We start from the raw sequence: 26588 nt of genomic DNA on the forward strand, positions 1-26588 counted from the left end.
TGGACCCTCTGACGCATTCGCGGGCAAGCCCGCTCCCACAGGGTTCTGGGTTGATCACAGATTTTGTGGTCAGCCTCAGGACCTGTAGGAGCAAGGCTCGCCCGCGAATAGGCCGGCACATCCAATAGTGATGTAACGGCTCAACTACCCGTCCGAATCTTGTTCCAGACCCGCGTCCGAACCCGATCGATATTCAACGGCATCGCTTCCAGCGCAAACAATTTCCCCATCATGTCCGGGCTCGGGTAGACCTTGGTGTCGTTCTTGATGGCCGGGTCGATCAGGGTGTCGGCCTGTTCGTTGCCGTTGGCGTAGTGCACGTAGTTGCTGATGCCGGCCATGACGTCCGGGCGCAGCAGGTAGTTCATGAAGGCGTAACCGGCCTTTTCGTCCGGGGCGTCGACGGGCATGGCGACCATGTCGAACCAGATCGCGGCGCCTTCCTTGGGTATCGAATAACCGATGTCGATGCCGTTCTTCGCTTCCTTGGCGCGGTTTTCCGCTTGCAGGATGTCGCCGGAGAAGCCGACCGCCACGCAGATATCGCCGTTGGCCAGGTCGCTGGTGTACTTGGATGAATGGAAGTAGCTGACGTAAGGTCGGACTTTGAGCAGCAAGGCCTCAGCCTTTTTGTAGTCTTCCGGGTTCTTGCTGTGATGCGGCAACCCCAGGTAATTCAGCGCCGCCGGCAGCAACTCCGGTCCGTTATCGAGAATCGCCACCCCACACTTCTGCAACTTCTCCATGTTTTCCGGCTTGAAAATCAGATCCCACGAATCCACCGGCGCGTTGTCGCCCAGCACCGCCTTGACCTTGGCAATGTTGTAGCCGATGCCGGTACTGCCCCACAGATACGGGAAACCGTGCTCGTTGCCCGGATCGTTGCCCTGCAACGCCTTGAGCAGCACCGGGTTTAGATTCTTCCAGTTCGGCAACTGGCTCTTGTCCAGGGTCTTGAGCGCCTTGCCCTCGATCTGCCGGGCCATGAAGTGGTTGGACGGGAAAACCACGTCGTAACCGGATTTGCCGGTCATCAATTTGCCGTCGAGGGTTTCGTTGCTGTCGTAGACGTCGTAGGTGAAGCCGATGCCGGTTTCTTTCTGGAAATCCTTGGTGGTGTCCGGGGCGATGTAATCCGACCAGTTATAGATCTTGACGGTTTCCGCCGCCTGGCTGATGGACGCAACAAGCATCAACGGGGCAAATATCAGTGTCTGTCGCAGCATGAATCGATTCCTGTATGGGTTTGTTTTTGTTGGCAGGCAATCAAAGGGATCAGCGTTTAGAAAATCAAAACGTAGGTCTTGCGCACGGTTTCCTGGATATCCCAGATTCCGAGGCTGTTGGCCGGCAACATCAGTGCATCGCCGGCTTCGATGTGCAGGGGTTCGCCGCCGTCCGGGGTGAAGGTGCAGCGCCCCTGGATGAAGTGGCAGAACTCCTGGGCGACGATCTGCCGCCGCCAGCGTCCCGGGGTGCATTCCCAGACGCCGGTTTCGACGCCGTCGTCGCGCTCCACGCTGGTGGTCGACGCCACCGCCACGGGGGTGCCCAAAGGGACGGCGACCGGGTTGGACTCTTCCAGCTCGAGGGTCGCGGTGTTCTTGAATTGGGTGATGCTCATGGGAATACCTGTCTGTGAAAAAGCGTTTAACGCATGAAACCTTCCATGAACCCGGCAACCCCGCTGGCAAGCTTGCGCCGCCAGGGCGCGGTGGCCGGATTGGCCAGGGTCTGGTCTTCATGGACGAAGCTGCGAATGATCGCGTTGTAGCCGAGCCAGCGGCAGGGTTCGGGCTCCCAGGCCTTGAGCGCATCCAGGCCCCGCTGCGGCAGGACCCAGGGCTGGCGCACCAGCTCGGTATCGCGCTCGAGGATCAGGTCGGCCAGGGTCCGGCCACCCAGGGCGCTGGCGCCAACGCCTTCCCCGCCATAACCGCCGGACAAGGCAATACCGCTGGCACGGTCGCACAGCATGTGCGGCTTGAAACGCCGGGACATGCCCAGGTTGCCGCCCCAGCCGTGGGTGATCTGCGCGTTCTTGAGCTGCGGGAACAGCTCGCCGAACAGATAGCGGCGCAGTTCGATTTCGCTGCTGGTCAGGTCGAAGTCATGGCGCAACCGCCCGGCGAACTGATAGCCGCCCCGAGCGCCGAAGATCAGCCGGTTGTCCGCGGTGCGCTGGCCATAGGTGACCTGACGACTGCTTTCGCTGAAGGCTTGCCCTTGGCTCAGGCCGATCTCGTCCCAGGTGGCGTTGGACAGCGGCTCGGTAGCGACGATCAGGCTTTGCACCGGCAACTGGTAACGTCCCAGCGGCGGCAAGGTCACCGAATAGCCTTCCACCGCCGGCACCACCCAGCGGCTACGCACCGAGGCTTTGGCGGTGCGCAGGCTGCCGGATTGCCATTGGGTCACCGGGCTGTTCTCGTAGATCGTCACGCCAAGACGCTCGACCGCCCGAGCCAGGCCGCGCGCCAGTTTGGCAGGATGCACGGTGGCGACATGGGGCGCGAAGATGCCGCCGTAGGGTTTGGCGACACGGATCTGCTGCGACAGCTGCTCAGGGCTCAGCCAGCGGTAATCGCTTTCGTTAAGTCCCTGGGAATACAGCTTCGCCAGATACTGACGCAGGCTCGCTTCCTGCTCCGGGTAGCGAGCCGCACAATACAGCGCCCCGCCCTTACGGTAATCGCAGTCGATCCCTTCGCGTTCGAGGACAATCGCCACTTCATCGGGAATGCCGTGCAGCAAATCGTAAGAGGAGCGGCGTTGTTTGGGAGACAAAGCCGCAAGCAGCCGGTCCTCGCCTAGCATGTTCCCCATCAACCAGCCGCCGTTGCGCCCCGAAGCTCCAAAGCCCGCGGTTTGCGCTTCGACGATGGCGATGTTCAGCTCAGGAGCATGGCGCTTGAGGTAGTACGCGGTCCAAAGCCCGGTATACCCGGCGCCGATGATCGCGACGTCGACATCCAGGTCCCGCTCCAGCGAAGGACGCGCCTGTAGCGGCTCGTCGAGCTGGTCCATCCATAAACTGATTTTGCGCCACGCTGTCATGCAGGATCCCGCCACTCAAACTTCGATGGCGTCGATCCTAGTGGGTGATCTCAGGAAATGTCTTGCGCGCGTGCACGCAGAGAAATTTGCTTCACGTAAGCCTTGGGTGACTGGCCGGTGTGCTGGCGGAAACAGCTATAGAACGCGGAAAGCGAGTTGAAGCCGGCGGCAAACGCCAGTTCGTCGATACGCAGCGGTGGCGTGGCCTGATCCAGCGCCGTCAGCATGTGTTGCAGGCGGGCCTGGTTGACGTAGCGGTAGAAGCTCTGGCCGAGCACCTGATTGAGCAGGTAGGAAATCTGATTGCGGCTGTACCCGCACTCCTTGGCCACCCGCTGCAAATCCAGCTCTGGGTCGAGATAAGGCTGCTGGCGCTGGAAATACTGCTGCAGGTCGTCGGCCATGAAACTCAATTGCCGGGGCGACAGGCCGAGTCGACTGACCGCCGGGCGCTGGGCGGTCGAATGCTTGCGCGTGGCCTGCTCATGGACCAGCGAGGCGTATTCATTGACCCGCCAGATCAACCCGTCGCGCACGGTGATCGCTTCGCTGGCACGAAACGACACCAGGCCTTCGCCGCCGCGCAGGGTGATGCGGTACTGGATGAACGCGGTGTTGCCGTCCAGGCGAATGCGGTCCGAGTGCTCCAAGGCTTCATCGGGATCGCGAGGCATGCTGCTGCGTACGTATTCGCGCAATTCGTCCAGACCCATCACCCGGTTCTGGAAAAAGTCGTTGTACTGAACATCCGGGTGATAAAGCGCCATCACCCCGTCCAGATCCCGGTGCTTCCAGCGCAAGTGATAACGCATGACCGTCTCGGCCGTGGCCTGGGTTTGCTGCGGGCCATCATCCTCGGCGTGCATAAAGGTCTCGATGAAAAAAAGCCGAGCTTGCCCAACTTCCACGCCTGCTTCAATCGCCAAACCGTGGGCTTGGTCTTGCGTAAAACGTTTGCGCGCCTCGCCCCGCATAAAAAATGAGATGCAATCGCCAAACGGCCTGAAAAAAACACATTCTTTTCACATGCCAATGCTACTTTTAAGGTCTGTCACTGGTTGAGCCAATGAAGGCTCTTCCCTCCTAACGTGAGCTAAAGGAAGCGCTCGATTAAGAAGGCGGGCAACACATGAATAGAGGTTTCAGCAAGGTCACTTTTCCAAACGCCTGCCAGCTGATGCGCTGGCATTTTCATCCCATGGGTTTCGAGGCGAGCATGGATGCGCCGGGCAGCATGATTGCCCGTCTGTTTGATCGTGCCAGTGGCGAGACCATGATCGCCATTGCCGGTATTCCTTGCGCGACGGTGATGAATGCCGCGGATGTCGAACGAATAATCGAAGCGGTGGAAGATGAACTGGAAGCGTTCATTCCACCGGTGGCCTTGAGGAGTTATGCCTGAGGGTCGTTTGAGACTGTAAAAAGCCCACATTATGTGGGCTTTTTTGTGCGCGATCGTTTTATGCCTCGCGTCGGTGATCAGCAAAGAAAGGTTTGCCCTTGCCGATTCGGTCGGATGCCTTCGGTAGATTCGCAGCCTGGGTGTCCTGCCCGTCGACGTACCAGTAGCAATGACTCACCGCCCGGGTAATGCCCACATACGCCAGACGCAGGATTTCGTCTTTTTGCGCGTTGTCGTACGCCTCGTTGTCGCCGGCCTTGCCCAGGCCCGCCATGCGGTAAACCTGGTTCTTGTAGGGCGAACTGGTCAGGTGCTGACAGTCGCCCAGCAGAAATACCACGTCGGCCTGCAGGCCCTTGGCACTGTGATAGGTCAGTTGCTTCAGGCGGCGCGCCTCATGAGGCAAGCTAGAATCAACATTAACTACTGACTGGATATGCTCTTCAATCAATAACTTATCGCTACTTTTTCGATAGAGCATCAAGATCGAATCGCCCTTTCTATAGTGTTCGATCAGCTGCTTGGCCATGCCCTGGTCATCACGATCGAGCACATTGACCGGCAGCAGATCCTTGAGCTCGCCGCAGGCCTTGGCCTTCTTCCCCGCGATCGCGGGCGCCGCACGCACGATGTGTTCGGCCGCGTCGATGATGTACTGATGGCTGCGGTAGTTGTCGCTGAGCATGACTTTGGTGGTGCTCGGCGAGGAAAACGTCTTGTTGAATTCCATGAAGTAACTCGGCGAACTGCCGCGCCAGCCGTAGATCGACTGCCAGTCATCACCAACGCACAGCAGCGACGAACGCTGGGCGCCGCGCCCCACGTGCATGGCCGGACCGCGACTGCGGATTTCGGCCAGGCTGGCGCGAATCCACGAGACGATCTGCGGCGACACGTCCTGGAATTCGTCGATCATCAGGTGCGACATCGGCCGCAGCAAGTCATCGCCCAGCAGCTTGAGGTTCTCCGGCGAATGCTCGCTGAACAGCGCGAACATGCGGTTGTAGGTCATGATCGGCGGTTTCTGGTCCAGCAGATGATCTTCCAGCGCCCGCCAGAACAGGCTCAGGGCCTCGAAGAAAAACCGGTCCGGATCGTCTTTGCCGAAGCTCATCTGGCTGACGGCGTCCGGCACATCCAGCCCCAGGTTCTCGATAAAGCCGGCGGCGGCGACAAAACAGTCCAGCAATGGCGCCGAAGCCAGCTCGCCCTTGACCTTGTAATCGAAGCCCGGCCCGGCGCTGGCGTCACCGGCCAGCGAGGCCGGTACACGTTTCGATGATTCGTAGCTATCCAGCCAAATCAATGGCTTACGACAGAAAGCTTGAAACAGGGTGCGCTTTACTGCCCATTCCGCGCGCACCGTCAGCTTGGCGTTGGGGCGGCTGACCTGCGGGTTTTCCCGGGGATCGAAGCCCAGTACCACCCAGGCATCCAGCGATGGAATGTAGCCGTGGCTATGGAATTTCGCGCCATTGATATCGAAGACCTGACGATTGGGCTTTATACCTTTGATTGGCCAGGCACCGGCGCGTACCCACAGATCCTCGACCAGATCGCACAACTCTTCGTCGCGCTTGGACGCCAGCTCAGTGACCGCCACGCGCTTCTGCACATCTGGGTGATCGCGCTCCAGCTCCTTGAGTTGCAGGGCGTGGCGCGACAGCGGCTGGATCAACTCGCGGAAACGTTCATCGCGGGTATGCAGCGCGTGATAGCAGGCATTGAGTTGCTGGCGCTGGGCATCGTTGATGCGCAGGTCGAACGGGTTGCTGTCGACCTCCTCGTCGCCGCCTTGCGGGCGCAGGCTGAGGTTCTCGAAGGCTTGCAGGCGTTCGAAGCCCGGCAGGCTGCGGACCATCGGCAGAATCCGCGAGTGGAAGGTGCGCACCAGATCCCGCGCTTCCTTCAAGCCAAGGGTGCGCCCCCACAGGGCAAACAGTTCGATCAGCTTATTGATGAAGTCCTTGCGCGATTCGCGGGTGAAGGTCACCACGGTCATCGAGCTCAATTCGAAGCCCAGATAATGGCTCAGCAACACAATGCGCAGCACCAGCGTCGTGGACTTGCCCGCGCCCGCACCGGCGATCACCGAGGTCGAGGGGGTGTCGCTGAAGATCATCTTCCACTGCGCGGCGCTGGGTTGCGCGTGGGTGGGCAATAGACGCGCGACGTCGGCCTTCATGCGCTTTTTCAGCTCGGCCGTCAGCGGCAGGCGCCAGTCATCGAACAGGTGATCGTCGATATTCGGTGGTCGATGCTCGGTTGAGCGCGAGTCGCGAATCAACAGGACCTGCCGGCCCTCCTCCAGACCCTCGAGCCGGCCTTCCTTATAGCCATACTCGACCCCGGCGGTGTGCCCGCTGCGAAAGCCGTCCGCCTGACCATGCAGCCAGGACGCACGGTGTTGCGCGCGCAGACGTGTCAGGCCGTGACCAAAGAACCGGGCGGCAAGGCGCTTGAACAGCGACATCTCGGCCAAAGGAAGAAGTTCGGGAGGGAGATCGGGGGTGTGTTGCGACACGCGGAAAGGCTCCAGGGTGTGAGGCTGTTGCCGGCTATGGTGTCTGCATTTGCCGTTGAGTTCTAGTGAAATGCTTATGACTCATTGGGTTATGCGATGAACTGAATGCCGGATGAGAATGTTTCGAGGTGTTTTTATATCAAGATACTCGATTGTTATGAGGCATTTTTTACGCTTTTTATCGATCCTTGGCTGACGGATGATGCCCGTCATCAACCAACGGTCTCTTCGTGGCTCAGGCGCCCAGCACCCTTCTTCTGCCCCCATGACGAACCTTTACAGGAGACGATCATGCTTGAACTCAGACCTTTCAATTCCCTCGGTGGCGCTGACCATGGCTGGCTGAATGCCCATCACCACTTTTCGTTCGCCGAGTACTACGACCCCAAGCGCATGAACTGGGGCAACCTGCGGGTCTGGAACGACGACGTGATCGCCCCCGGCACCGGTTTCCCGCAGCACCCGCACCGGGACATGGAAATCATCACTTATGTGCGTGAAGGCGCGATCAGCCACCAGGACAACCTGGGCAACAAGGGCCGCACCGAAGCCGGTGACGTTCAGGTCATGAGCGCCGGCACCGGCATCGCCCACAGCGAATACAACCTGGAAGCGACGCCGACCAAGATCTTCCAGATCTGGATCATCCCCAATGAATCCGGGCTGGCACCGTCCTGGGGCGCCAAACCCTTCCCGAAAGACGGGCGCGAAGGTTTCGTGACCCTGGCCAGCGGCAAGGCGGGTGACGATCAGAGCCTGCGTATCCGCGCCGATGCGCGGTTGGTGGCGGCGAACCTCAAGGCGGGTGAAAGCGCCGAGTATCGTCTGGACAGCGGCCGTCGTGCGTACCTGGTTCCGGCGACCGGTGTGATTGAAGTCAATGGCTTGCGTGCACAAGCTCGAGACGGTGTTGCGGTGGAGGATGAAGACGTGTTGCGAGTGACCGCGCTCGAGGACAGTGAGATCGTGTTGGTGGATCTGGCCTGATAAAAAAGGGGCGACCGCAATGGTCGCCCCATTTTCACATCACACCACCAAAACCCTGTGGGAGCGAGCCTGCTCGCGATGGAGGCACTGGCTCCGCGGGAATACAGACAGCCCGCGTTATCGTTGACGACCATCGCGAATGAATTCGCTCCTACAGGGGGTCGCGTTACTTGGTGGAGATTGCGCCATCCACCAGGGTCTGCGCTTCAGCGACCAACTGCTTCAGGTGTTCATCGCTGACAAAGCTTTCCGCATAGATCTTGTAGATATCCTCGGTGCCCGACGGACGCGCCGCGAACCAGCCGTTTTCGGTCATGACTTTCAGACCGCCGATAGCCTGTTCGTTGCCCGGTGCGTGGCTGAGGATGCTCTGGATCGCTTCGCCCGCCAATTCAGTCGAGGTGACCTGAGCCGGCGACAGCTTGCTCAGCAGCGCCTTCTGCTCAGGATTGGCCTTGGCATCGACGCGCACCGAGAACGGCTCGCCCAGTTCATCCGTCAGCGCACGATACGCCTGGCTCGGATCACGGCCAGTACGGGCAGTCATTTCAGCGGCCAGCAGAGCCGGAATCAGACCGTCCTTGTCGGTGCTCCAGACGCCGCCGTCCTTGCGTAGGAACGAGGCACCGGCGCTTTCTTCGCCGCCAAAGCCCAGGGAACCATCGAACAGGCCATCGGCAAACCACTTGAAGCCCACCGGCACTTCGTACAGGCGACGACCCAGGCGCTTGGCCACGCGGTCGATCAGGCCGCTGCTGACCACGGTCTTGCCCACGGCGGCATCGGCGCGCCATTGCGGACGGTTCTGGAACAGGTAGTCGATGGACACTGCCAGGTAGTTGTTCGGCGCCAGCAAACCACCGGACGGCGTCACGATGCCGTGGCGGTCGTGGTCCGGGTCGCAGGCGAAGGCGACGTCGAAGCGCTCTTTCAGGCCGATCAGGCCCTGCATGGCGTGAGTGGACGACGGGTCCATGCGGATCTGACCGTCCCAGTCGACAGTCATGAAGCGGAAAGTCGGGTCTACTTCCTTGTTCACCACATCCAGATCGAGTCGATAGTGCTCGGCAATCGCCGACCAGTAGCGCACCCCTGCTCCGCCCAGTGGATCGACACCCAGACGCAGCTTGGCGTTACGGATGGCGTCGAAATCGATGACGTTGATCAGGTCGGCGACGTAGGTGTTCACATAGTCGTGACGGTGGGTGGTGCTGGCCTTGAGCGCCTGCTCGTAGCTGATGCGCTTGACGCCGGCCAGCTTGTTGGCCAGCAGCTCGTTGGCCTTGGCTTCGATCCACTTGGTGATGTGGGTATCGGCCGGGCCACCGTTGGTAGGGTTGTATTTGTAGCCACCGCTCTGCGGCGGATTGTGCGAGGGCGTGATGACGATGCCGTCCGCCAGGCCCGTGGTGCGGCCGCGGTTGTAGCACAGGATCGCGTGGGAAACCGCCGGGGTCGGCGTGTACTCGTCGCCTTCGGCGATCATCACCGTCACACCGTTGGCGGCCAGCACTTCCAGAGCACTGGCGCCGGCCGGGGTGGACAGCGCGTGGGTGTCGATACCGACGAACAGCGGACCATCGATACCCTGGGCCTCGCGGTACAGGCAGATCGCCTGACTGATCGCCAGCACGTGCCACTCGTTGAAACTCAGGTCGAAGGAGCTGCCTCGGTGCCCGGACGTGCCGAAGGCCACGCGCTGGGTCGGGATGGCGGCATCAGGCTGGCCGGTGTAGTACGCCGTAACCAGTCGCGGGATGTCGACCAACAATTCTGCCGGTGCCGGTTTACCCGCAAAAGGACTGAGTGTCATGCAAAACCTCTGGATAGAGTGGTTCAGGAGATTGGACGCAGTTTACTGGCAGTTTGACCATCGCGCGACGTTATAGATCCCGGCGAAGTGCAGGCCCACTGTTATAAATTGCCAGCCTGCCCGCTCAATCGATCGACTCCAGACGCAGGGCGTCACCCAACAGGCCCAGCGCGGTGACCAGATCATGGTCGCTGCCGACGTTATGGCTCAGGCGCAAATACTGGGTATGCAGGCCCTGGAGACTGAACAACTCGCCCGGCGCGATCACCACGTGTTCCTTGAGCAGCCGCTGGAACACCTGTCGTACATCGACCCGACGCGAAGATCGTAACCAGATCGTTGCGCCCCCTTGCGGCTCGACGAACTGCAAAGCCTCGCCCATTCGCTCGCCCAGCAATTCGATCATCTGCAGCTTGCTCTCCTTGAGCCTGCGCCGCAGCGACTGCAAATGCTGGTCTATCCGGCCATTGCTGAACAAACGGGCGATGGCCTTCTGGCGAATCGAGGACAGACGAAAGGCCCGCAACAGGAAATGCCGCTGCCATTCGCCGCTCAGATGACGGGACAGCAAATATCCATAGGGCGCCTCCGGGCCGATGATCTTTTCGAAAGTGGAAAAGATCATCAGCCGTTCCGGGGCTAGCAGATCGCGAAAGCGCAAGCTGGGGGCCTCGAAAGCGAGTTCTGCGTAACAGTCGTTTTCCAGCACAAAGCAGTCATGGCGGTCGAGCAATTGCGCGACGGCCTGGCGGTCGTCATCCGGCGCCTGGCTGCCACGCGGCATGTTCAGGCCCGAGGACACCATGACCAGCCGCACCGGTTCGGTTTCCAGCAGATGCTTGAGCCGGTCATGATGCAATCGGCCGTTGGCTTGCAGCGGCCATTCGATCACCCGCACGCCCGCGCCCTGGAACAGCCGCAGAATGACCCAGTCACAAGGTGATTCGATCACCACGGTGGCGTCCCTGAGGACCATCACGGTAATCAGAATTTCCAGCACACCGCGCAGATCGGCGCCGATATAGACGTCATCGGCGTGCCAGCAGCGCACAGGCGACGTGGTGTAGCGCGCCGCGAGTGCCGTGCGCAACTCCAGTTCGCCACACGGTTGCGAGTTTGGTTGTGGCTGACGCGGGTACTGGCGCAGCAGCTCTCGCTCCTGCAGCAGCAACGGGCTGTCAATTGATTGCAAAAGCACCGGCTCATCGCTGCTCAGCACCAGCATGCCGGGGCGTCGGGCGTTGATGTAGACGCTTTCGAGCAGATCATTGCCCTGGCAATGCATGTTGATGGCCGGTGCGGGTACTGCGTAATAACCGGACTTGGCCACCGAATACACCCGCCCTTCCTTCTCCAGCAACGCACGGCGTACTGAATGGTCGAGATGGAAACGTTCAGGCGCTCGGCCAATTGGCGCAACGACGGCAAACGCACATGCCCGTCGCTGGCGCTCTCCCCGATGATGCTGGTCAGGTAGCGGTAGACCGCCTGGTAGGCGAAATCGGATTCGCGAGGCCCTTTCATGGGATCGGGCCATGGGCACGACGCCGCTGAGGTCGCGGCATCAGGATCGCTGGCAATCCAGGCACGCTCAGCGACCTGCCGACCGTTCGCCCATCATCGACGGGGCATCGCCTTCTGCCTCGTCCTGGTCGCCACTGGCATCAACCGGTCTGCCCTCGGGGATGGGCAGCCGCGGCATCCGATAGAGCTTGGCGATAAAGTTGATCGACAGTCCGCTGACGTCCACCAGCCATTGCAGGATCTGGTCGGCGACCGGGTAGCCCTGCATCGCCCGATGCAGATCCGGCAAGGCCACCAGCATGCCCGGATGGCACTGGCGCAGGAAACGTTCAAGCTGCGACGCCTTGTTGGCAAAGGGTGCATACACCAGACAGACCATTTGCGCCTCGCTCAGGCCAAGACTGCGTTGCGCCTCGGCGGCTGCCCGAGCGCGCAGCTCTGCCAGGGTCAATGGATTACCGAACGCTTCCACCGCCTGCTCGCACAAACGCTCGGGCAAGTGCTTGCGACGTATCATGACCAAGGCCCTTTGCAGGAACTCGGCGACGCCGTCCTCGTAGGTGCTGTCTTCCACGAAACAGGCTTGCAGGCCTCGCAGGTGCGCCGATACCGCCAGCCCCACGTGTTCGTTGTCGCTCAGGTGCGCCGACAGTTCGTCGGGCTTGAAACCTAGAAACTCGGTGAGCAAGGGCCAGCGCTCTTCCCTGTTGCTGACCAGCATGTCGTGGATGTCGATCACGGTCGCGCGCCGACAGGTTTCGAATTGATCGACCGGACGCCATGGCAGCTGGCCCTCTTCGCTGTAGAAACGCTGATAGCCCTGGTTGCCGAGTTCGTCCAGCAACGGGAAAAACCCAGTGCTGTCGGGTTTATGCTGACTGGAAAAGTGCAGTCCGGCCTTGATGGCCGCCCGCCTCACGCCCTCGTGGTACTGCTTCTGCTGACGCGGGGAATCGCAACTGATCAAGGCATCGACCCCGTGGTTCCAGCGGGAGATTTGCGCGTGGAACTCCCCGCTGGCCAGATAGCAGTCATCCCACAGATCAAACAGCCCGTCCCACGCCCGGCGGTGCCCAAGCATCAGCAGGTTGGTGCGATTGGTGGCGCGTCCGGCCGGGGAAATCGGCGCTGCATGGTCGAACGCCAGCACCTCGCGGTTATCGACCATCAGCACTTCCACCCTGGGGTCGTCATAAAGGAACAGTGCGTTGTAACTGCGATGAACGTTGTCCAGCGCCGCCGGGTGGCTGCTGTTGAGACGCAGGCTTGCCACGCGCAAACGAAATGTCGAAGGTGCACGGCTGGCGATGGTCAGTTGCGCGGCGCGCAGCAGCGCCAGGGCGTAGCAGTTGTCACGGGATCCGTTCTGGACCGCCAACACCTTGAACTCACCGATGCGCTCCATGCCACCCGCGGCCACTCCCAGGCGCTGAATCAGCAATTGCAACGCCGTGCGTTCCGCGCGCGAGAAGAAACTCAGCAGTCGTTGCAGTACTTGTTGATAGACATACTTCATGGCCTGCTCATGGATGTTGGTCATCGTTATTTACCTGATATGCATAAGTTCGATAATGCGCAGACAACTGCACCCGCGGTGCAGGGAATGGCCGGAGAATGAATTGAAAATAGGGCGTTAGTGCCGAATGCTAGCACTTAAGTTTTCAGAGCAGCATTGGCGAGGCGACACAGCTTCCACGACCCTGCGCATACGCCAGCCGCCGTAACCTCAGGGGTTTAAAGGAAATTTGCGTTTGCGCGCAATGTCCTAGGAAATGTCCTACGCAGTCCCACAGACATGGGATACAGGAAATAAAGAAAGAAGTTGCAGCCGATTGTTCTACAACAACAGGAAAGTTCGTTCTTTTCTGAATAGACGACCGTGTAGCGCATTGAAAAGTATCGACTTGATACTCGCCCATGACTCATTCCTTGAGATGAAAGTAATCATTCAATTATCAAGGCTTAGTTGCTGATTAGAAGCTACAGATCCAGAGCAAAAACCAGTTCAGTTGCTGAACTGTCCCGTCGACCGGTCAACGGATGTCTGATTTACGAAGCGCAGATAGCAAAAGAGTCCGTGAGGGCACGGACTCTTCGAGTGGCTGCGGCTGGAGCAATCAGGCCGGTTCGACCTGCAGGGCAACCCTTTCGCGGCACGGGCATTCGCCCATGTAGCGATGCGCTTCGACAAACTCGGTGAACGGGAAGACCCGAGTTTCGAGCGGTACCAGTACGCGATCGGCGGTCAGCTGGTTGATGTCACGCAAGGCACGTTGCAGCGCAACCTGGTCCTGAATGATGCCCAGCTCCGGCTTGCCGGTGAAGTTACCGATGCAGTGCACGAAGAACTGGATGTTCTTCTGGAAAGCTGCGCAGGCCGGGAACGGCGTCTGGTTGCCGCCTTGCAGACCGTACAGCACCAGGCTGCCACGGGGCGCCAGCACGTCGCCGAGCAGCGACATCTGCGGGCCACCCAAACCATCGAACACCACGTTCACGCCGCGGTTGTCGGTGATCTTGTTGATCCGCATCAGCAGATCTTCTTCCTCGGTGACGATGACTTTCTCGGCACCCAGGGCCAGCAGGTATTCACGCTCATCGGCCGACTTGGTCGCGGCAATCACCCGCACACCCAAAGCCTTGCCCAGTTGGACGAACGAAGGGCCCGAGCAGTGGCTGGCATCGGTGACCAGGGCGAACTCGCCGGGTTTGACCCGCGCCAGATCGACGTAAGCAAAATAGGCAACCAGCAACGGCGTGTAGTGAACGGCCGCCTGGATCGGGGTCAGCACGTCGGGGTAACGGGTCACGGACGAACGTGGCAGAACGATCTGCTCGCCGTACACCGGATAATCGTTCGGGCTTTCGGCCGGGAAGCTGGCGACCTTGTCGCCCACTGCCAGGTCATCTACCCCTTCGCCGACTGCTGTGACAACCCCGGCCATTTCCTGGCCAAGGCCCGACGGCAGACGAGCGTGGGACGACGCCAGGTTCTGACGCCACAGAATGTCATACCAGCTGATACCAATGGCTTCGACGCGTACCTGCACTTCGCCGGGTGCAGGCAGAGCCGCCGCATGCTCTTCGCATTTGAGCACCTCGGCTGAACCAAACTTGTGAAAACGGATCGTGCGGGACATCGCAAACCTCGCCAAATGAACCTCTAATGCCCTGAACTCTAGCTGGGCTTTTGCCCCAACACTATCAGTGGCTATTAATAGTCGACATGCCTGTCATTGATTCCGCAACAGCGGGAGCGTCATCCACAGTCGCTCTATGTTGTAGGAATTTTGACCGCCTCTTGCAGGAAAAACTCAATTTCTCGGTGCAGAGTACCAGCAATACCCCGTAATATTCCTGCTGGCCATTGTTCTCATATGCCCGCTCACGTCAAGCTTGCTGACTCTGCCAGGACTCCAGATGAATCGTAATGACCTGCGTCGTGTCGACCTGAACCTGTTAATCGTATTCGAAACCCTGATGCACGAACGCAGCGTGACCCGCGCTGCAGAGAAGCTGTTCCTCGGTCAGCCGGCCATCAGTGCGGCGCTTTCGCGCCTGCGCGGGCTGTTTGACGATCCGTTGTTCGTCCGCACCGGGCGCAGCATGGAGCCGTCCGCGCGCGCCGTGGAGATCTTCGCCCTGCTCTCGCCGGCGCTGGACTCGATTTCCACCGCAGTCAGCCGCGCCGCCGATTTCGATCCGGCCACCAGTAATGCGGTATTCCGCATCGGGCTGTCGGACGATGTCGAGTTCGCCCTGTTGCCGATGCTGCTCAAGCGTCTGCGCGCCGAGTCGCCGGGGATCGTGCTGGTCATCCGGCGCGTCAATTACATCCTGATGCCAGGCCTGCTCGCGTCGGGTGAAATCTCCATCGGCGTCAGCTACACCACCGACCTGCCGGCGAACGCCAAGCGCAAAGTATTGCGCCGCAGCTCGCCAAAACTGCTGCGCGCCGACTCCGTCCCCGGCCCCCTGAGCCTGGACGACTTCTGCGCACGGCCACACGCACTGGTGTCCTTCGCCGGCGACCTCAGCGGCTTTATCGATGAAGAACTGGAAAAGCTCGGCCGCAAACGCCACGTGGTCCTGGCCGTACCGCAGTTCAACGGCCTGAGCACCCTCCTCGCCGGCACCGACATCGTCGCCACCGTCCCCGATTACACGGCCGAAGCACTGACCGCTGCGGGTGGTGTACGGGCTGAAGAGCCGCCCCTGCCGACGCGCAGTTTCGAATTGCACATGGCCTGGCGCGGGTCGCAGGACAACGATCCGGGAGAGCGCTGGTTGCGGTCGCGGATTCAGATGTTCTTTGGGGATCCGGATAGTCTTTAGGCGTCGTCGGATAGGCTGTTCGGCTGATCATTTCTGCCTTTCCACAAACCATGGAGCTTCATTCACTTCCAGTGGATGGCTACATTGGGGGCATATCTGAGGGGTCGCCCTCAAGCTATTCTCCCTAAAGGAGATGGCATAATATGCCAACAATCAAAAGTATCTGTTTACGTGAAACTGGAGCTGGTTATGGCGACGCGAAACGTTGTGCTCACACCTCACCAGGAACAGGTTATCCATGACCTTGTTCAGTCTGGCCGCTATCAGAATGCCAGTGAAGTGATGCGGGAAGGTTTGCGGCTACTGGAACAGCGCGTCGCCGAAGACACCGCCAAAATTGAGGCACTGCGTCGGGCAACCTCGATCGGCATCATGGATATTGAGCACGGGCGCTTTACTCAGGTGAACGAAGGGGATCTGGAGCACTACCTCGAGGGCTTGAGCCTGGAGGCAACCCTCCCCGTGAGAGAAAAACACTGAGCATGCCGCAGTATCGGATTTCCAACGCGGCGCGCACTGACATTGTCGACATCCTCAGGCTCTCCCAGACGCAGTTCGGCGATCAAGCTCGCCAGCGCTACCAGGCGCTCATCCTCGCGGCGCTGCAAGCGCTTGCCGACACGCCTTATCGTATTGGCAGCCACGACCGCGATGAGCTTGCACCAGGCCTTCGCAGCTATCACCTCGTCTATTCGCGCCAGCAGGCCAAACAAACCCTTGGAACGGTCAAAAGCCCACGTCATATCGTGTTCTATCGTGTGGCAAACGATGACGTGATCGAGGTCGTCAGACTCCTTCATGACGCCATGGAAGTGCAGTTACACTTGCATAACGACTGATCAGTGACCTGGCCCAACCTCACGCACACAGTGAGAACGCACCATGGAAAAGCCGAGCCTAATGGCCAAAAAAGCCCATTTTGCCAAGACACGCAAATCCAATTTCGCCGCCAGCCTGCGCCTCGAGGGCTTCGTGCCTTCCAGTGACGACGAGATCAAATTGCCTATCCGCGAAGCCGCGCTCAAAGCGGTAAGGCATATAAAAGCTTGAGTAACGACAAATACGGGGCCGATCAGGCCCCGGATTGTTATCCGGGCACTGACGCTCTCATCAACCTTCTTGACCTGCGCGATGCTGACGACCAGGAAGAAGTCGAGCGTACATAAATAGCGATTCCGGCAGATGCCTGCTGTCTCTGTAGGAGCTGCCGAAGGCTGCGATCTTTTGATCCTGCTTTAAAACAAAATCAAAAGATCGCAGCCTCGTTTCACTCGTCAGCTCCTACAGGGTTTTGTGTCTGCCACTCGATCAACTGTGGGAGCGAGCCTGCTCGCGATGGAGGCACAGACACCGCGGAGTATCTGGCTTTCCGCGTTATCGTTGGCCTCCATCGCGAATGAATTCGCTCCTACAGAGAGCCGCAGCTTTTTTGAACTTGCGGTCACCTTGGCAATTCCATCGACTAACAGCGAACAGGAGTTGCCAATGACTACCCAGGCTTTTCGTGCTCCTGCCGGTGCTGCGGCTGATGAGCGGATTTACAGCACCGACATCCCCGCCCGTCTCGACCGCCTGCCCTGGACCCGTTTCCACACCTTGCTGGTTCTGGCGCTGGGTATCACCTGGTTGCTCGATGGGCTTGAGGTGACGCTGGCAGGTTCAGTGTCCGGGGCGCTCAAGGACAGTCCGGTGTTGGCGATGAGCAATACCGATATTGGTCTGGCGGGTGCGGTCTACATTGCCGGGGCGGTGTTGGGGGCGTTGTTTTTTGGCTGGCTGACGGATCGACTGGGGCGGCGCAGGCTGTTCTTCATCACGCTGTTCCTGTACATAGGCGCCACGGCAGCGACGGCTTTCTCCTGGAATCTGGCGAGTTTCCTGCTGTTCCGCTTCCTCACCGGCGCCGGCATCGGTGGCGAATACACCGCGATCAACTCCACCATCCAGGAATTCACCCCGGCACGTTTTCGCGGTTGGGTCGACCTGACCATCAATGGCACCTTCTGGATTGGTGCGGCACTGGGCGCCGTGGGCGCGGTGATTCTGCTCGATCCGGCAGTGGCCGGTAGCGAACTCGGCTGGCGCCTGTGTTTCGGCATCGGGGCGGCGCTGGGCCTGGGGATCATCTGGATGCGTCTGTGGATCCCCGAAAGCCCGCGCTGGCTGATGATCCACAATCAACCGGAAAAGGCCGAGCGCATCGTCGCCGACATCGAACGCCAATACCGCGAACGCGGTATCGAACTGCCCCCGGTCGATACGCCACCACTGCGACTGCGTGCACGGAACCACACGCCGTTGAGGGAAGTATTCAAAAGCCTGTTCATCGCACACCGCCGACGGGCGCTGGTGGGGCTGACGTTGCTGACGGCCCAGGCCTTCTTCTACAACGCGATCTTCTTCACCTACGCCCTGGTGCTGACCGACTTCTACGGCGTGCCCTCGGCAGAGATCGGCTGGTACATATTGCCCTTCGCCCTGGGCAACTTCTGCGGCCCGCTGCTGCTTGGCCGACTGTTCGACGTGGTGGGACGGCGCATCTTGATCAGCAGTACCTACCTGCTGTCGGGCGTGCTGCTGGCAGTGAGCGGCTATCTGTTCCAGCAGCACTTGATCGATGTCACCCAGCAGACCATCGCCTGGATGGTGATTTTCTTCTTCGCCTCGGCAGCGGCAAGTTCGGCCTACCTCACGGTGGCCGAAACCTTTCCTCTGGAAATACGCGCTTTGGCGATTGCCGTGTTCTACGCCTTCGGCACCGGTCTGGGCGGGCTGATCGGGCCGATGCTCTTTGGCGTGCTGATCGAGACGGGTGAGCGGACCAATGTGTTTTATGGCTATTTGATGGGTGCGGTCTTGATGGTTGCGGCGGCGTTGGTTCAGGCGCTTTGGGGTGTGGCGGCAGAGCGGCGGTCGCTTGAGCATGTGGCCAGGCCATTGTCGCAGGTGGGGGATTGATATTGTCTGGGTTCGTGTGGTGTCTGTACTGGCCTCTTCGCGGGCAAGCCTCGCTCCTACAGATTCACTACCGGCCTGCTCGCTCCTACAGGTTTACCACCGACCTGTAGGAGCGAGGCTTGCCCGCGAAGGCGTCATTACGTCTTACGCAAAATCAAGCATCACGAAACAACCAAGGCTGACTCGCCCGATGCCTCACCTCGAACGCCGCAATCGCATCACCTTCCTGCAACGTCAGGCCAATGTCGTCCAGGCCATTGAGTAAACAGTGCTTGCGAAACGCATCGATCTCGAACCCCAAGACCTTGCCATCCGGACGGGTCACGGTCTGGGCTTGCAGGTCGACCTGCAACTGATACCCAGGCGTGGCCTCGACCTGCTTGAACAGTTCATCGACTTCCTCGTCGCTCAAGATGATCGGCAGCAAGCCATTCTTGAAGCTGTTGTTGAAGAAAATGTCGGCATAGCTCGGCGCGATGATGCTGCGCAAGCCGTACTCTTCCAGCGCCCACGGCGCGTGTTCACGGCTGGAGCCGCAACCGAAGTTCTCACGGGCCAGCAACACGCTGGCGCCCTGGTAACGCTCGGCGTTAAGGACGAAGTCCTTGTTCAGCGGGCGTTTGGAGTTGTCCTGGTAAGGCTGCCCCACGTCCAGGTAACGCCATTCGTCAAACAGGTTAGGGCCGAAACCGGTGCGCTTGATCGACTTCAAGAACTGCTTCGGGATGATCTGGTCGGTGTCGACGTTGGCACGATCCAGAGGTGCAACAAGGCCGGTGTGCTGGGTAAAAGCTTTCATGTGTGCTCCTTAAATCAACTCTCTGACGTCGACAAAACGACCATTCACTGCGGCAGCCGCCGCCATCGCCGGGCTCACCAGATGGGTACGGCCACCGGCGCCCTGACGCCCGGCGAAGTTGCGGTTGGAGGTCGAGGCGCAATGCTCGCCCGACTGCAAACGGTCCGGATTCATGCCCAGGCACATCGAGCAACCCGGCTCGCGCCATTCGAAACCGGCTTCGAGGAAAATCTTGTCCAGGCCTTCGGATTCGGCCTGAGCCTTTACCAGCCCCGAGCCTGGCACAACAATCGCCTGCTTGATGGTCGAGGCCACTTTGCGGCCCTTGGCAATCACGGCAGCAGCGCGCAGGTCTTCGATCCGCGAGTTGGTGCAGGAACCGATGAACACACGGTCCAGCTGAATGTCGGTAATCGCCTGATTGACGCTCAGCCCCATGTACGTCAAGGCGCGCTCAATGGAACCGCGTTTGATCAGGTCCATTTCCTCGGCAGGATCCGGCACACGCTGATCCACCGCCAAGACCATCTCGGGCGAGGTGCCCCAGCTGACCTGCGGCTTGATCCGGGTCGCGTCGAGCTCGACCACCGTGTCGAACACCGCATCGGCATCGGACTGCAGATCTCTCCAGGCCTCGACCGCCAGATCCCATTCCACACCCTTCGGCGCAAACGGACGGCCCTTCACATAGGCCACGGTCTTCTCATCAGTCGCCACCAGCCCCACCCTGGCACCGGCCTCGATCGCCATGTTGCAGATGGTCATGCGACCTTCCATGGACAGATCGCGAATCGCGCTGCCGGCAAACTCGATGGCGTGGCCGTTGCCGCCAGCCGTACCGATCTTGCCGATGATCGCCAGGATGATGTCCTTGGCCGTCACGCCCAACGGCAATTGCCCTTCGACCAGCACCCGCATGTTCTTCATTTTCTTGGCGACCAGGCACTGGGTGGCAAGCACGTGCTCGACCTCAGAAGTACCGATGCCATGGGCCAGGGCGCCGAATGCGCCGTGGGTGGCCGTATGCGAATCGCCGCAGACCACGGTCATGCCCGGCAAGGTGGCGCCCTGCTCCGGGCCGATCACATGGACGATGCCGTGGCGCACGTCGTCGATCTTGAATTCGGTGATACCGTACTCGTCGCAGTTGTCGTCCAGAGTCTGGACCTGCAACCGCGCGACCTGATCGGTGATGCTGTCGATGCCGCCCTTGCGCTCGGGTGTCGTCGGTACGTTGTGGTCCGGTGTCGCGATATTGGTGTCGATTCGCCAGGGTTTGCGCCCGGCCAGGCGCAAACCTTCGAAGGCCTGTGGCGAAGTCACTTCGTGAAGGATATGGCGGTCGATATAAACCAGCGCCGAACCATCGGCTCGCTGTTGCACGAGATGCGCATCCCAGAGTTTGTCGTAAAGCGTTCTGCCAGCCATCAAACTATCCTCATTTGCGTTTTCGATATTTTGTTTTTATGAATGCGCAAAACAAGTCATTAAGAACTGACTTACATTCCGCGCACAGTGAAACTCGGCAACTAATTTCCAACTTGATAATCCAGAAAACTGAAACCATGGAACTTACTGGCGAAGTGAATCACTCATGTGTTCCACGCGCCCCGTGGATTGCTTAGTCACGACTTTTGCAGAACCATCTTCCGACGCCTCGCCATTGAGCGCCTTGTGCATCTTCGATGTATCCAGTGCCCCCACCCACTTGGCAATCGCCATTGTTCCGACACCGTTGCCAATCGTATTGGTAATCCCCCGCGCCTCGGACATGAATCGATCCACGCCCAACAGCAGCACCATGCCGGCCACCGGAATGGTCCCAAGGGATGCCAGCGTCGCCGTCAGGATGATGAAGCCCGCACCGGCCACACCTGCCGAGCCTTTGGAGGTAAACATCAGTACAGCCAGCACGATCAACTGATCGGTCAGGGTCAGTGGCGTGTTGGTCGCCTGGGCGATGAAGACGGCGGCAATGGTGTAGTAAATGGCCTGACCGTCGGGGTTGAAGGTCAGGCCGGCGGGAATGATCAGCCCGGCCACCGGCTTCGACACGCCGGCCTTTTCCATCTTCGAGATCATTTGCGGCAGCACCGACTCGGAGGAACAGGTGCCCAGTACGGTGAACAGCTCTTCCTTGATGTACTTCAGCAGTTTCCAGATGCTGAAGCCGCTGTACCGGCAGATCGGTCCCAACACGAAAATCACGAAGATGGCACAGGTGATGTAGACGCAGGCCACCAGCTTGCCCAAGGACAGCAACGAGCCGAAGCCGTACTTGCCGATGGTGAAGGCAATCGCCCCGAACGCGCCGATGGGAGCCAGGCGCATCACCATGCTGACGATGCGGAACATGCCGTGGGTCAGGCTTTCCAGGGTGTCCACGAACAGCTTGGCCCGGGGGCCGGCGTGGGCCAGAGCGACGCCCAGCAACACCGAGAACAGCAGGATCTGCAGCACATTGCCCTTGGCGAAAGCGTCGACGATGGTGTCGGGAATGATGTTCATCATGAAGTCCATGAACGAGGTGTGCTTCGCCGCCGTGGTGTAGGCGTTGAGGCTCGACGTATCCAGCGTGGCGACGTCGACGTTCATGCCGGCACCGGGCATGAACAGGTTGACCACGATCAACCCCACCACCAGGGCCAGGGTGGAAACCACCTCGAAATAGATCAGGGCACGCAAGCCGACCCGCCCCAGATCCTTCATGTTTTCCATGCCGGCGATGCCCGTCACCACTGTCAGGAAAATCACCGGCGCCAGAAGCATTTTGATCAGTTTGATGAAGGCGTCGCCCAAAGGCTTGAGCGCCGTACCGGTTTCAGGAAAGAACACGCCGATCACGGCGCCGGTGATAACGGCAAGCAGAACTTGCACGTATAGTTTTCCAAGCATTCTTTTCATTGAAAAGTCCTGAATCTTATTGTTCTAAATATGTACCGGCATAGTAATTCGCAGCAACCTCGAAGGCGCTGTCATTCTTGCGAATGGCGATTGCTTGCCACAACTAATCAACCGACCGTCGGCCGGTAGTTAAATATCATCTACATACTCATAATCAACTCCACTTAAATTGTTTTTAGCGGTATCTTTTGATTGGTCCATTCACCAGGATGTCCGGCCAAATTATATATAGCTGGCAACATCCTGAGAGTTACTTCAACTCACTACATACTTAACCGCTGAGTTACCAATGAGTCAGACCCTCGATCTATCTTTCTTTTACCTGCTGGCCGAAAAAGGCAGCCTGGCGGCGACCGCCCGCGAGTTGGGGGTTACGCCCCCGGCGGTGAGCAAACGCCTGAGCGCACTGGAAGCGCGGCTGGGTACCCGTCTGGTCAATCGCACCACCCGCTCGATGAGCCTTACCGATGAAGGCGAGATCTACCTGACCCACGCCGAGCGCATCCTCACCCAGATCGATGAGGTCGAGCAGATGCTCAGCAGCTGCCGGGCCGCGCCCAAGGGCCTGATCCGGATCAACGCGACCCTGGGCTTTGGCCGACGCTACATAGGCCCGGCCCTGGCGGCTTTTCATACCCGTTATCCGGAGGTCAAGGTCCAGCTTGAAATCAGTGATCATCCTCTGGACCTCGCGACCCATGGTTTCGACCTGGCCATCCGCATTGGCGCCCTGCCCGACGCGGCGTTCCATGCGCGCAAGATCGCCTCCAATCGCCGTCTGCTGTGCGCGTCCCCGCTGTACCTGGAAAAACATGGCACCCCTGCCCGCCTCACGGATCTTGCGAACCACAGCTGCATTTTCCTGCGCCAGAACGAAGCGACTTACGGTGTGTGGAACTTCGACAGTGGCGAGCGGGCGCAGAACATCAAGGTGCATGGCGCGCTGAGCTGCAACGACGGTGAAATTGCCATGAGGTGGGCACTGGACGGCTATGGCATCCTGCAGCGTTCCGAGTGGGATCTGGCTCGCTATGTCCGCAGCGGCCGCCTTCGCGTTCTGTTGCAAGAGCACAGCAACCGGGCGGACATCTATGCGGTGTATCCGCAGCAGTTGCATCTGTCGGCCAGGGTGCGCAGCCTGATCGACTTTCTGGTGGAGCGTTTCGCCAACCTGGACAGCCTGGCCAATGACGTCTGCCAGCATGGCGGACACAAAACAGACCCGCAGGAATAAAAAGGGCGAGACCCGGAAATTGCGCAACCGGGTCTCGCAAATCCGCCAACAACGGCGGCAGAGCTCAACTCATGAATCTGGCGCCGCGATCAGAACCGGTCATGCAGATTGGGCATGTCGACTGCCCGTTCGATCACGCTGCCCGCCGCCAACAACCGTTGCTCGCGATAACTGTCGGCCACCAACTGCACACCGATCGGCAGCCCATCGACAACGCCGGTCGGCACATTCAGTCCCGGCAGGCACAGCGCCGCCACCGTAATCAGCGGGCTCTGGTCCGCCAGCACGCTTTTCATGTCATCCGTCGAGCCCAGATCCGCGCCCCAGCGCATGGGCAGCCGGCAGGAGGTGGGAAGCAGGATCAGCGGATAGCGGCTCATGAACTCGTTCCACTGGCGGCGCAGTTGATCGCGCCGGGCAATGGCCAATGCATATCCTTCGAGGTCAATGGCCGGTGCGCCCGCCAGCATGTTCTCGACGGAGCGCAGTATCACGTCGTCGCCCATGGCCTTCACGCCGGCGAACATGCCCATACGCGCTTCGGTCATGACGATCGATTGCCAGATCTCCACTCCCTCGGCCATGCCCGGAGGCGTTGCACGCTCGACCATGTATCCGGCCGCTTCCAGGATCTGCGCCGCATCGTTCAGTGCGATCTTGATTTCGGGGGCCAGCGAACTGCCGGGAATTTCATCGACCAGGGCTACGCGCACTGGCGCCGAGTCGTCCGGGTAGTCCATTTGCGCCGGCACCCACAAAGGGTCGCGACGATCGGCACCGGACATGGCAACCAGCCCGAGACGCAGATCGCGCATCCGGCGTGCCAGTGGTCCCTGCGCAGACATGGTCTGCAGTCCAAGGAAACGTAGGCCCGTGGTGGGATGGAAAGCCGGGATTCGTCCGGGCGTCGTTCGCAAACCGGCCAGACCGTTGACGTAGGCGGGATAACGGATGGAGCCGGCAATATCGGTGCCGTGGGCCAGCGAGCACATGCCGGCGGCAACCGAGACACCTGCGCCGCCGCTGGATCCGCCGGAGGTCACCGTTTCATCCCAGGGGTTGAGCGTACGTCCGTGCAGGGGATTTTCGGTGAACCAACGGAAGGAAAATGGCGGTGTGTTGGTGCGCCCGACGTTGATCGCGCCGGCTTTGAGCAAATTGCTGACGACGGTGCTGTCGCCCGGAGCGATACGCTCGGCGAAGGCTGGCACGCCATTGGTGGTGGCTTCGCCCTGGACGTCGACATTCAACTTGATCGTGACCGGCACGCCGTGCAGCGGCCCCAGTGTTTCACCACGATAAACCAGGCTGTCTGCAGTGTTGGCCGCCAGCAACGCCCGTTCCCGGTCGGCATGGACAATGGCGTTCAAGCGAGGATTGAGCGCATCGGTGCGCGCATAACAGCTTTGCAGTGCTTCGTGGCTGGAGATCGTGCCACGGCGAATATGCGCCGCCACATCGACGGCGTCCCAGCGCCAGATCTGGTCGGGCAAGTCGCTGGCGGCGGTTACGTCCTGGTCGTTCATCGGGTTGGTCATCAACTGACACTCCATTGAGGTTGTTTTGCGAACGTTGACGGCTTCCCCCGGCAACACGCCTCCCGGCATTGCCTAATGCCAGTCAGCGATGGTCAGTGAAGGAGCGAAGGCATCAACGCAAGGTGTTGACGGCGTCAAACGGGCTGGGGCTGCGCCTTGAGGCAGGCCTTTCGTTGGCGCACGAAGCACATGGCCAATGCGGCCACGCAGCCGGGGATGGCGAAGACGATGAAGTTCAGGTGCAGCGGCAACTGGATGCTCACCAGCACACCGCCGAGGATCGGCCCGCTGATGGCGCCACTTCTGCCGATCCCGGAAATCCAGCCCAGGCCGGTCGAGCGGATGCCCATCGGGAAAAATTGCGCCACGCAGGAATAGGCAAGAATCTGTGTGCCGATGGTGGTGGCGCCCGCGATGAAAATCAGCCCGTAAAGAATGGTGGGCGGACTGTTGAAACCGAGCAGGCTGATCGACGTTGCCGCCAGCAGGAAAAACACCACCAGCACCCTGCGCAGCCCCAGGCGATCCCCCAGCCAACCGCCGCCCACGGCCCCGAATATGGCGCCGACGTTCATCAGCAGCAGGAAACTCAGGCTCGAACCCAGGCCGTAACCGGCACTGATCATCAGTTTCGGCAGCCAGGAGTTCAGCGCATAGATCATCAGCAGGCAGCAGAAGAACACCAGGCAGAGCATCACGGTGCCCATCGCCCGACCTTCACGGAACAACTGCACCACCGGCGCGCCGGGTGTCTTGAGGGCAGGCACGATGAACTTATCGTCCGGACGGGACACGAAGGCAGGCTCGATTCGGTGCAGGACCTCGCGGGCTTGCGCTTCGTGGCCCTGGCGGATCATGAAGCCGACCGATTCGGGCAGGTAACGCAGGATCAGCGGCAGCAGGAGCAACGGAATCCCCGCCACGTAAAACACTGACTGCCAGCCAAAGTTCGGCAGCAGCACGATGCCCAGTCCCGAAGACAGAATGCCGCCCACGGAGTAGCCGCTGAACATGATAGCCACCAAGGTGCCGCGGATTTTTTTCGGCGCGTATTCACTCATCAGGGCCACCACGTTAGGCATGACGCCGCCGATGCCCAGCCCGGCCAGGAACCGGCACAGACCGAACTCGGTGGTATCGCGCGCCAGGCCGTTGAGCAGCGTGAAGCCGCTGAACAGGACCACGCAGATGGCGATGATCCACTTGCGCCCTACCCGGTCGGACAGCGAGCCGAAGATGATCGCGCCCAGCATCGCCCCGAACAGCGCGTAACTGCCCAGCGCACCGGCTTGCAGCGGGGTCAGGCCCCAGTCTTTCATCAGAGCCGGCAGGACCACGCCGTAGATCACCAGGTCGTAGCCGTCGAAGATGATGATCAGCGCGCACCAGAACAGCACTCGCCAGTGAAAGGCGTTGAAGCGCGCCTGGTCGATGACCTCGTTAATGTCGATTTTTCGCATGGCACTCAACTCTTGTTGTTGTTTTCAGGCAACTCAAGGGTAGGTCCGGGTGC

General features: G+C 60.1%; 21 protein-coding genes and 1 pseudogene. 8 read left to right on the plus strand and 14 right to left on the minus strand.

The window, feature by feature from the left end; translation table 11 throughout:
• Positions 1–140 precede the first annotated feature (140 nt).
• Genes K9857_RS15860 through K9857_RS15875 form a run of 4 tightly spaced genes read right to left on the minus strand, consistent with a single transcriptional unit; the run spans position 141 to position 3923 of the window.
• On the minus strand, positions 141–1226 hold the full coding sequence (locus tag K9857_RS15860) for a polyamine ABC transporter substrate-binding protein (protein ID WP_224537284.1): 1086 nt from the start codon (positions 1224–1226) through the stop codon (positions 141–143).
• 56 nt (positions 1227–1282) lie between these two features.
• Complete coding sequence (locus K9857_RS15865) at positions 1283–1624, minus strand: cupin domain-containing protein (protein ID WP_175376301.1); 342 nt, start codon at positions 1622–1624, stop codon at positions 1283–1285.
• 26 nt (positions 1625–1650) lie between these two features.
• Positions 1651–3057: an NAD(P)/FAD-dependent oxidoreductase gene (locus K9857_RS15870; protein WP_224537286.1), complete on the minus strand. Its 1407-nt coding sequence runs from the start codon at positions 3055–3057 to the stop codon at positions 1651–1653.
• A gap of 50 nt (positions 3058–3107) precedes the next feature.
• Positions 3108–3923, minus strand: a complete 816-nt coding sequence (locus K9857_RS15875; RefSeq protein ID WP_224537288.1) for a helix-turn-helix domain-containing protein — start codon at positions 3921–3923, stop codon at positions 3108–3110.
• Positions 3924–4186: 263 nt separating this feature from the next.
• On the opposite strand from K9857_RS15875, the gene K9857_RS15880 reads away from it, so the two are divergent.
• Entirely contained in the window at positions 4187–4459 is a 273-nt protein-coding gene (locus tag K9857_RS15880; RefSeq protein WP_224537290.1) for a DUF1652 domain-containing protein, read from the plus strand.
• A gap of 58 nt (positions 4460–4517) precedes the next feature.
• Here K9857_RS15880 and K9857_RS15885 read toward each other — a convergent pair whose 3' ends face one another.
• The gene (locus tag K9857_RS15885) at positions 4518–6983 is read right to left on the minus strand and encodes a UvrD-helicase domain-containing protein (protein ID WP_224537292.1); all 2466 of its coding nucleotides are present in this window, start codon (positions 6981–6983) and stop codon (positions 4518–4520) included.
• A 291-nt stretch (positions 6984–7274) separates the two neighbouring features.
• Here K9857_RS15885 and K9857_RS15890 point away from each other — a divergent pair, with 291 nt between their 5' ends.
• Complete coding sequence (locus K9857_RS15890; protein WP_224537294.1) at positions 7275–7970, plus strand: pirin family protein; 696 nt, start codon at positions 7275–7277, stop codon at positions 7968–7970.
• Between the two features lie 166 nt (positions 7971–8136).
• Here the strand turns inward: K9857_RS15890 and pgm are convergent, their stop codons facing one another.
• The 4 genes and pseudogenes from pgm to K9857_RS15910 form a co-directional block, all read right to left on the minus strand.
• Entirely contained in the window at positions 8137–9783 is a 1647-nt protein-coding gene (gene pgm, locus K9857_RS15895; RefSeq protein WP_224537296.1) for a phosphoglucomutase (alpha-D-glucose-1,6-bisphosphate-dependent), read from the minus strand.
• Positions 9784–9907: 124 nt separating this feature from the next.
• Positions 9908–11307 (minus strand): annotated as a pseudogene (locus tag K9857_RS15900) (PLP-dependent aminotransferase family protein).
• A gap of 67 nt (positions 11308–11374) precedes the next feature.
• On the minus strand, positions 11375–12847 hold the full coding sequence (locus K9857_RS15905) for a hypothetical protein (RefSeq protein ID WP_224537298.1): 1473 nt from the start codon (positions 12845–12847) through the stop codon (positions 11375–11377).
• Between the two features lie 577 nt (positions 12848–13424).
• A complete protein-coding gene (locus K9857_RS15910; protein ID WP_224537300.1) occupies positions 13425–14447 on the minus strand; it encodes a zinc-dependent alcohol dehydrogenase family protein in 1023 nt (340 codons plus the stop codon).
• Between the two features lie 280 nt (positions 14448–14727).
• Between K9857_RS15910 and K9857_RS15915 the strand changes: the two genes are divergently transcribed.
• The 5 genes from K9857_RS15915 to K9857_RS15935 all read left to right on the plus strand — a co-directional run bounded on the left by K9857_RS15915 (position 14728) and on the right by K9857_RS15935 (position 18600).
• Positions 14728–15642 carry a LysR family transcriptional regulator gene (locus K9857_RS15915; RefSeq protein WP_224537301.1) on the plus strand — a complete coding sequence of 305 codons (915 nt, stop codon included), beginning with the start codon at positions 14728–14730 and terminating at the stop codon, positions 15640–15642.
• Positions 15643–15831: 189 nt separating this feature from the next.
• Complete coding sequence (locus K9857_RS15920) at positions 15832–16122, plus strand: type II toxin-antitoxin system ParD family antitoxin (RefSeq protein WP_224537303.1); 291 nt, start codon at positions 15832–15834, stop codon at positions 16120–16122.
• A gap of 2 nt (positions 16123–16124) precedes the next feature.
• Complete coding sequence (locus K9857_RS15925) at positions 16125–16481, plus strand: type II toxin-antitoxin system RelE/ParE family toxin (RefSeq protein ID WP_224537304.1); 357 nt, start codon at positions 16125–16127, stop codon at positions 16479–16481.
• A gap of 43 nt (positions 16482–16524) precedes the next feature.
• Entirely contained in the window at positions 16525–16692 is a 168-nt protein-coding gene (locus K9857_RS15930; protein WP_224537306.1) for a YhfG family protein, read from the plus strand.
• Positions 16693–17127: 435 nt separating this feature from the next.
• Positions 17128–18600, plus strand: coding sequence for an MFS transporter (locus K9857_RS15935; RefSeq protein WP_224537307.1), 1473 nt, complete (start codon positions 17128–17130; stop codon positions 18598–18600).
• 154 nt (positions 18601–18754) lie between these two features.
• On the opposite strand, the gene leuD is transcribed toward K9857_RS15935, so the two are convergent.
• The 3 genes from leuD to K9857_RS15950 form a co-directional block, all read right to left on the minus strand.
• On the minus strand, positions 18755–19399 hold the full coding sequence (gene leuD / locus K9857_RS15940; protein WP_224537309.1) for a 3-isopropylmalate dehydratase small subunit: 645 nt from the start codon (positions 19397–19399) through the stop codon (positions 18755–18757).
• Positions 19400–19408: 9 nt separating this feature from the next.
• Complete coding sequence (leuC, locus tag K9857_RS15945) at positions 19409–20827, minus strand: 3-isopropylmalate dehydratase large subunit (protein WP_224537311.1); 1419 nt, start codon at positions 20825–20827, stop codon at positions 19409–19411.
• A 144-nt stretch (positions 20828–20971) separates the two neighbouring features.
• Positions 20972–22303, minus strand: coding sequence for a dicarboxylate/amino acid:cation symporter (locus K9857_RS15950; RefSeq protein ID WP_224537313.1), 1332 nt, complete (start codon positions 22301–22303; stop codon positions 20972–20974).
• Between the two features lie 289 nt (positions 22304–22592).
• On the opposite strand from K9857_RS15950, the gene K9857_RS15955 reads away from it, so the two are divergent.
• Positions 22593–23537 carry a LysR family transcriptional regulator gene (locus K9857_RS15955; protein WP_224537314.1) on the plus strand — a complete coding sequence of 315 codons (945 nt, stop codon included), beginning with the start codon at positions 22593–22595 and terminating at the stop codon, positions 23535–23537.
• Positions 23538–23626: 89 nt separating this feature from the next.
• Here K9857_RS15955 and K9857_RS15960 read toward each other — a convergent pair whose 3' ends face one another.
• Positions 23627–25075, minus strand: a complete 1449-nt coding sequence (locus K9857_RS15960) for an amidase family protein (protein WP_224537316.1) — start codon at positions 25073–25075, stop codon at positions 23627–23629.
• 134 nt (positions 25076–25209) lie between these two features.
• Positions 25210–26535: an MFS transporter gene (locus tag K9857_RS15965; protein ID WP_224537319.1), complete on the minus strand. Its 1326-nt coding sequence runs from the start codon at positions 26533–26535 to the stop codon at positions 25210–25212.
• Positions 26536–26588 lie beyond the last annotated feature (53 nt).

Source organism: Pseudomonas sp. REP124, from assembly GCF_020164475.1.
Lineage (GTDB): Bacteria > Pseudomonadota > Gammaproteobacteria > Pseudomonadales > Pseudomonadaceae > Aquipseudomonas.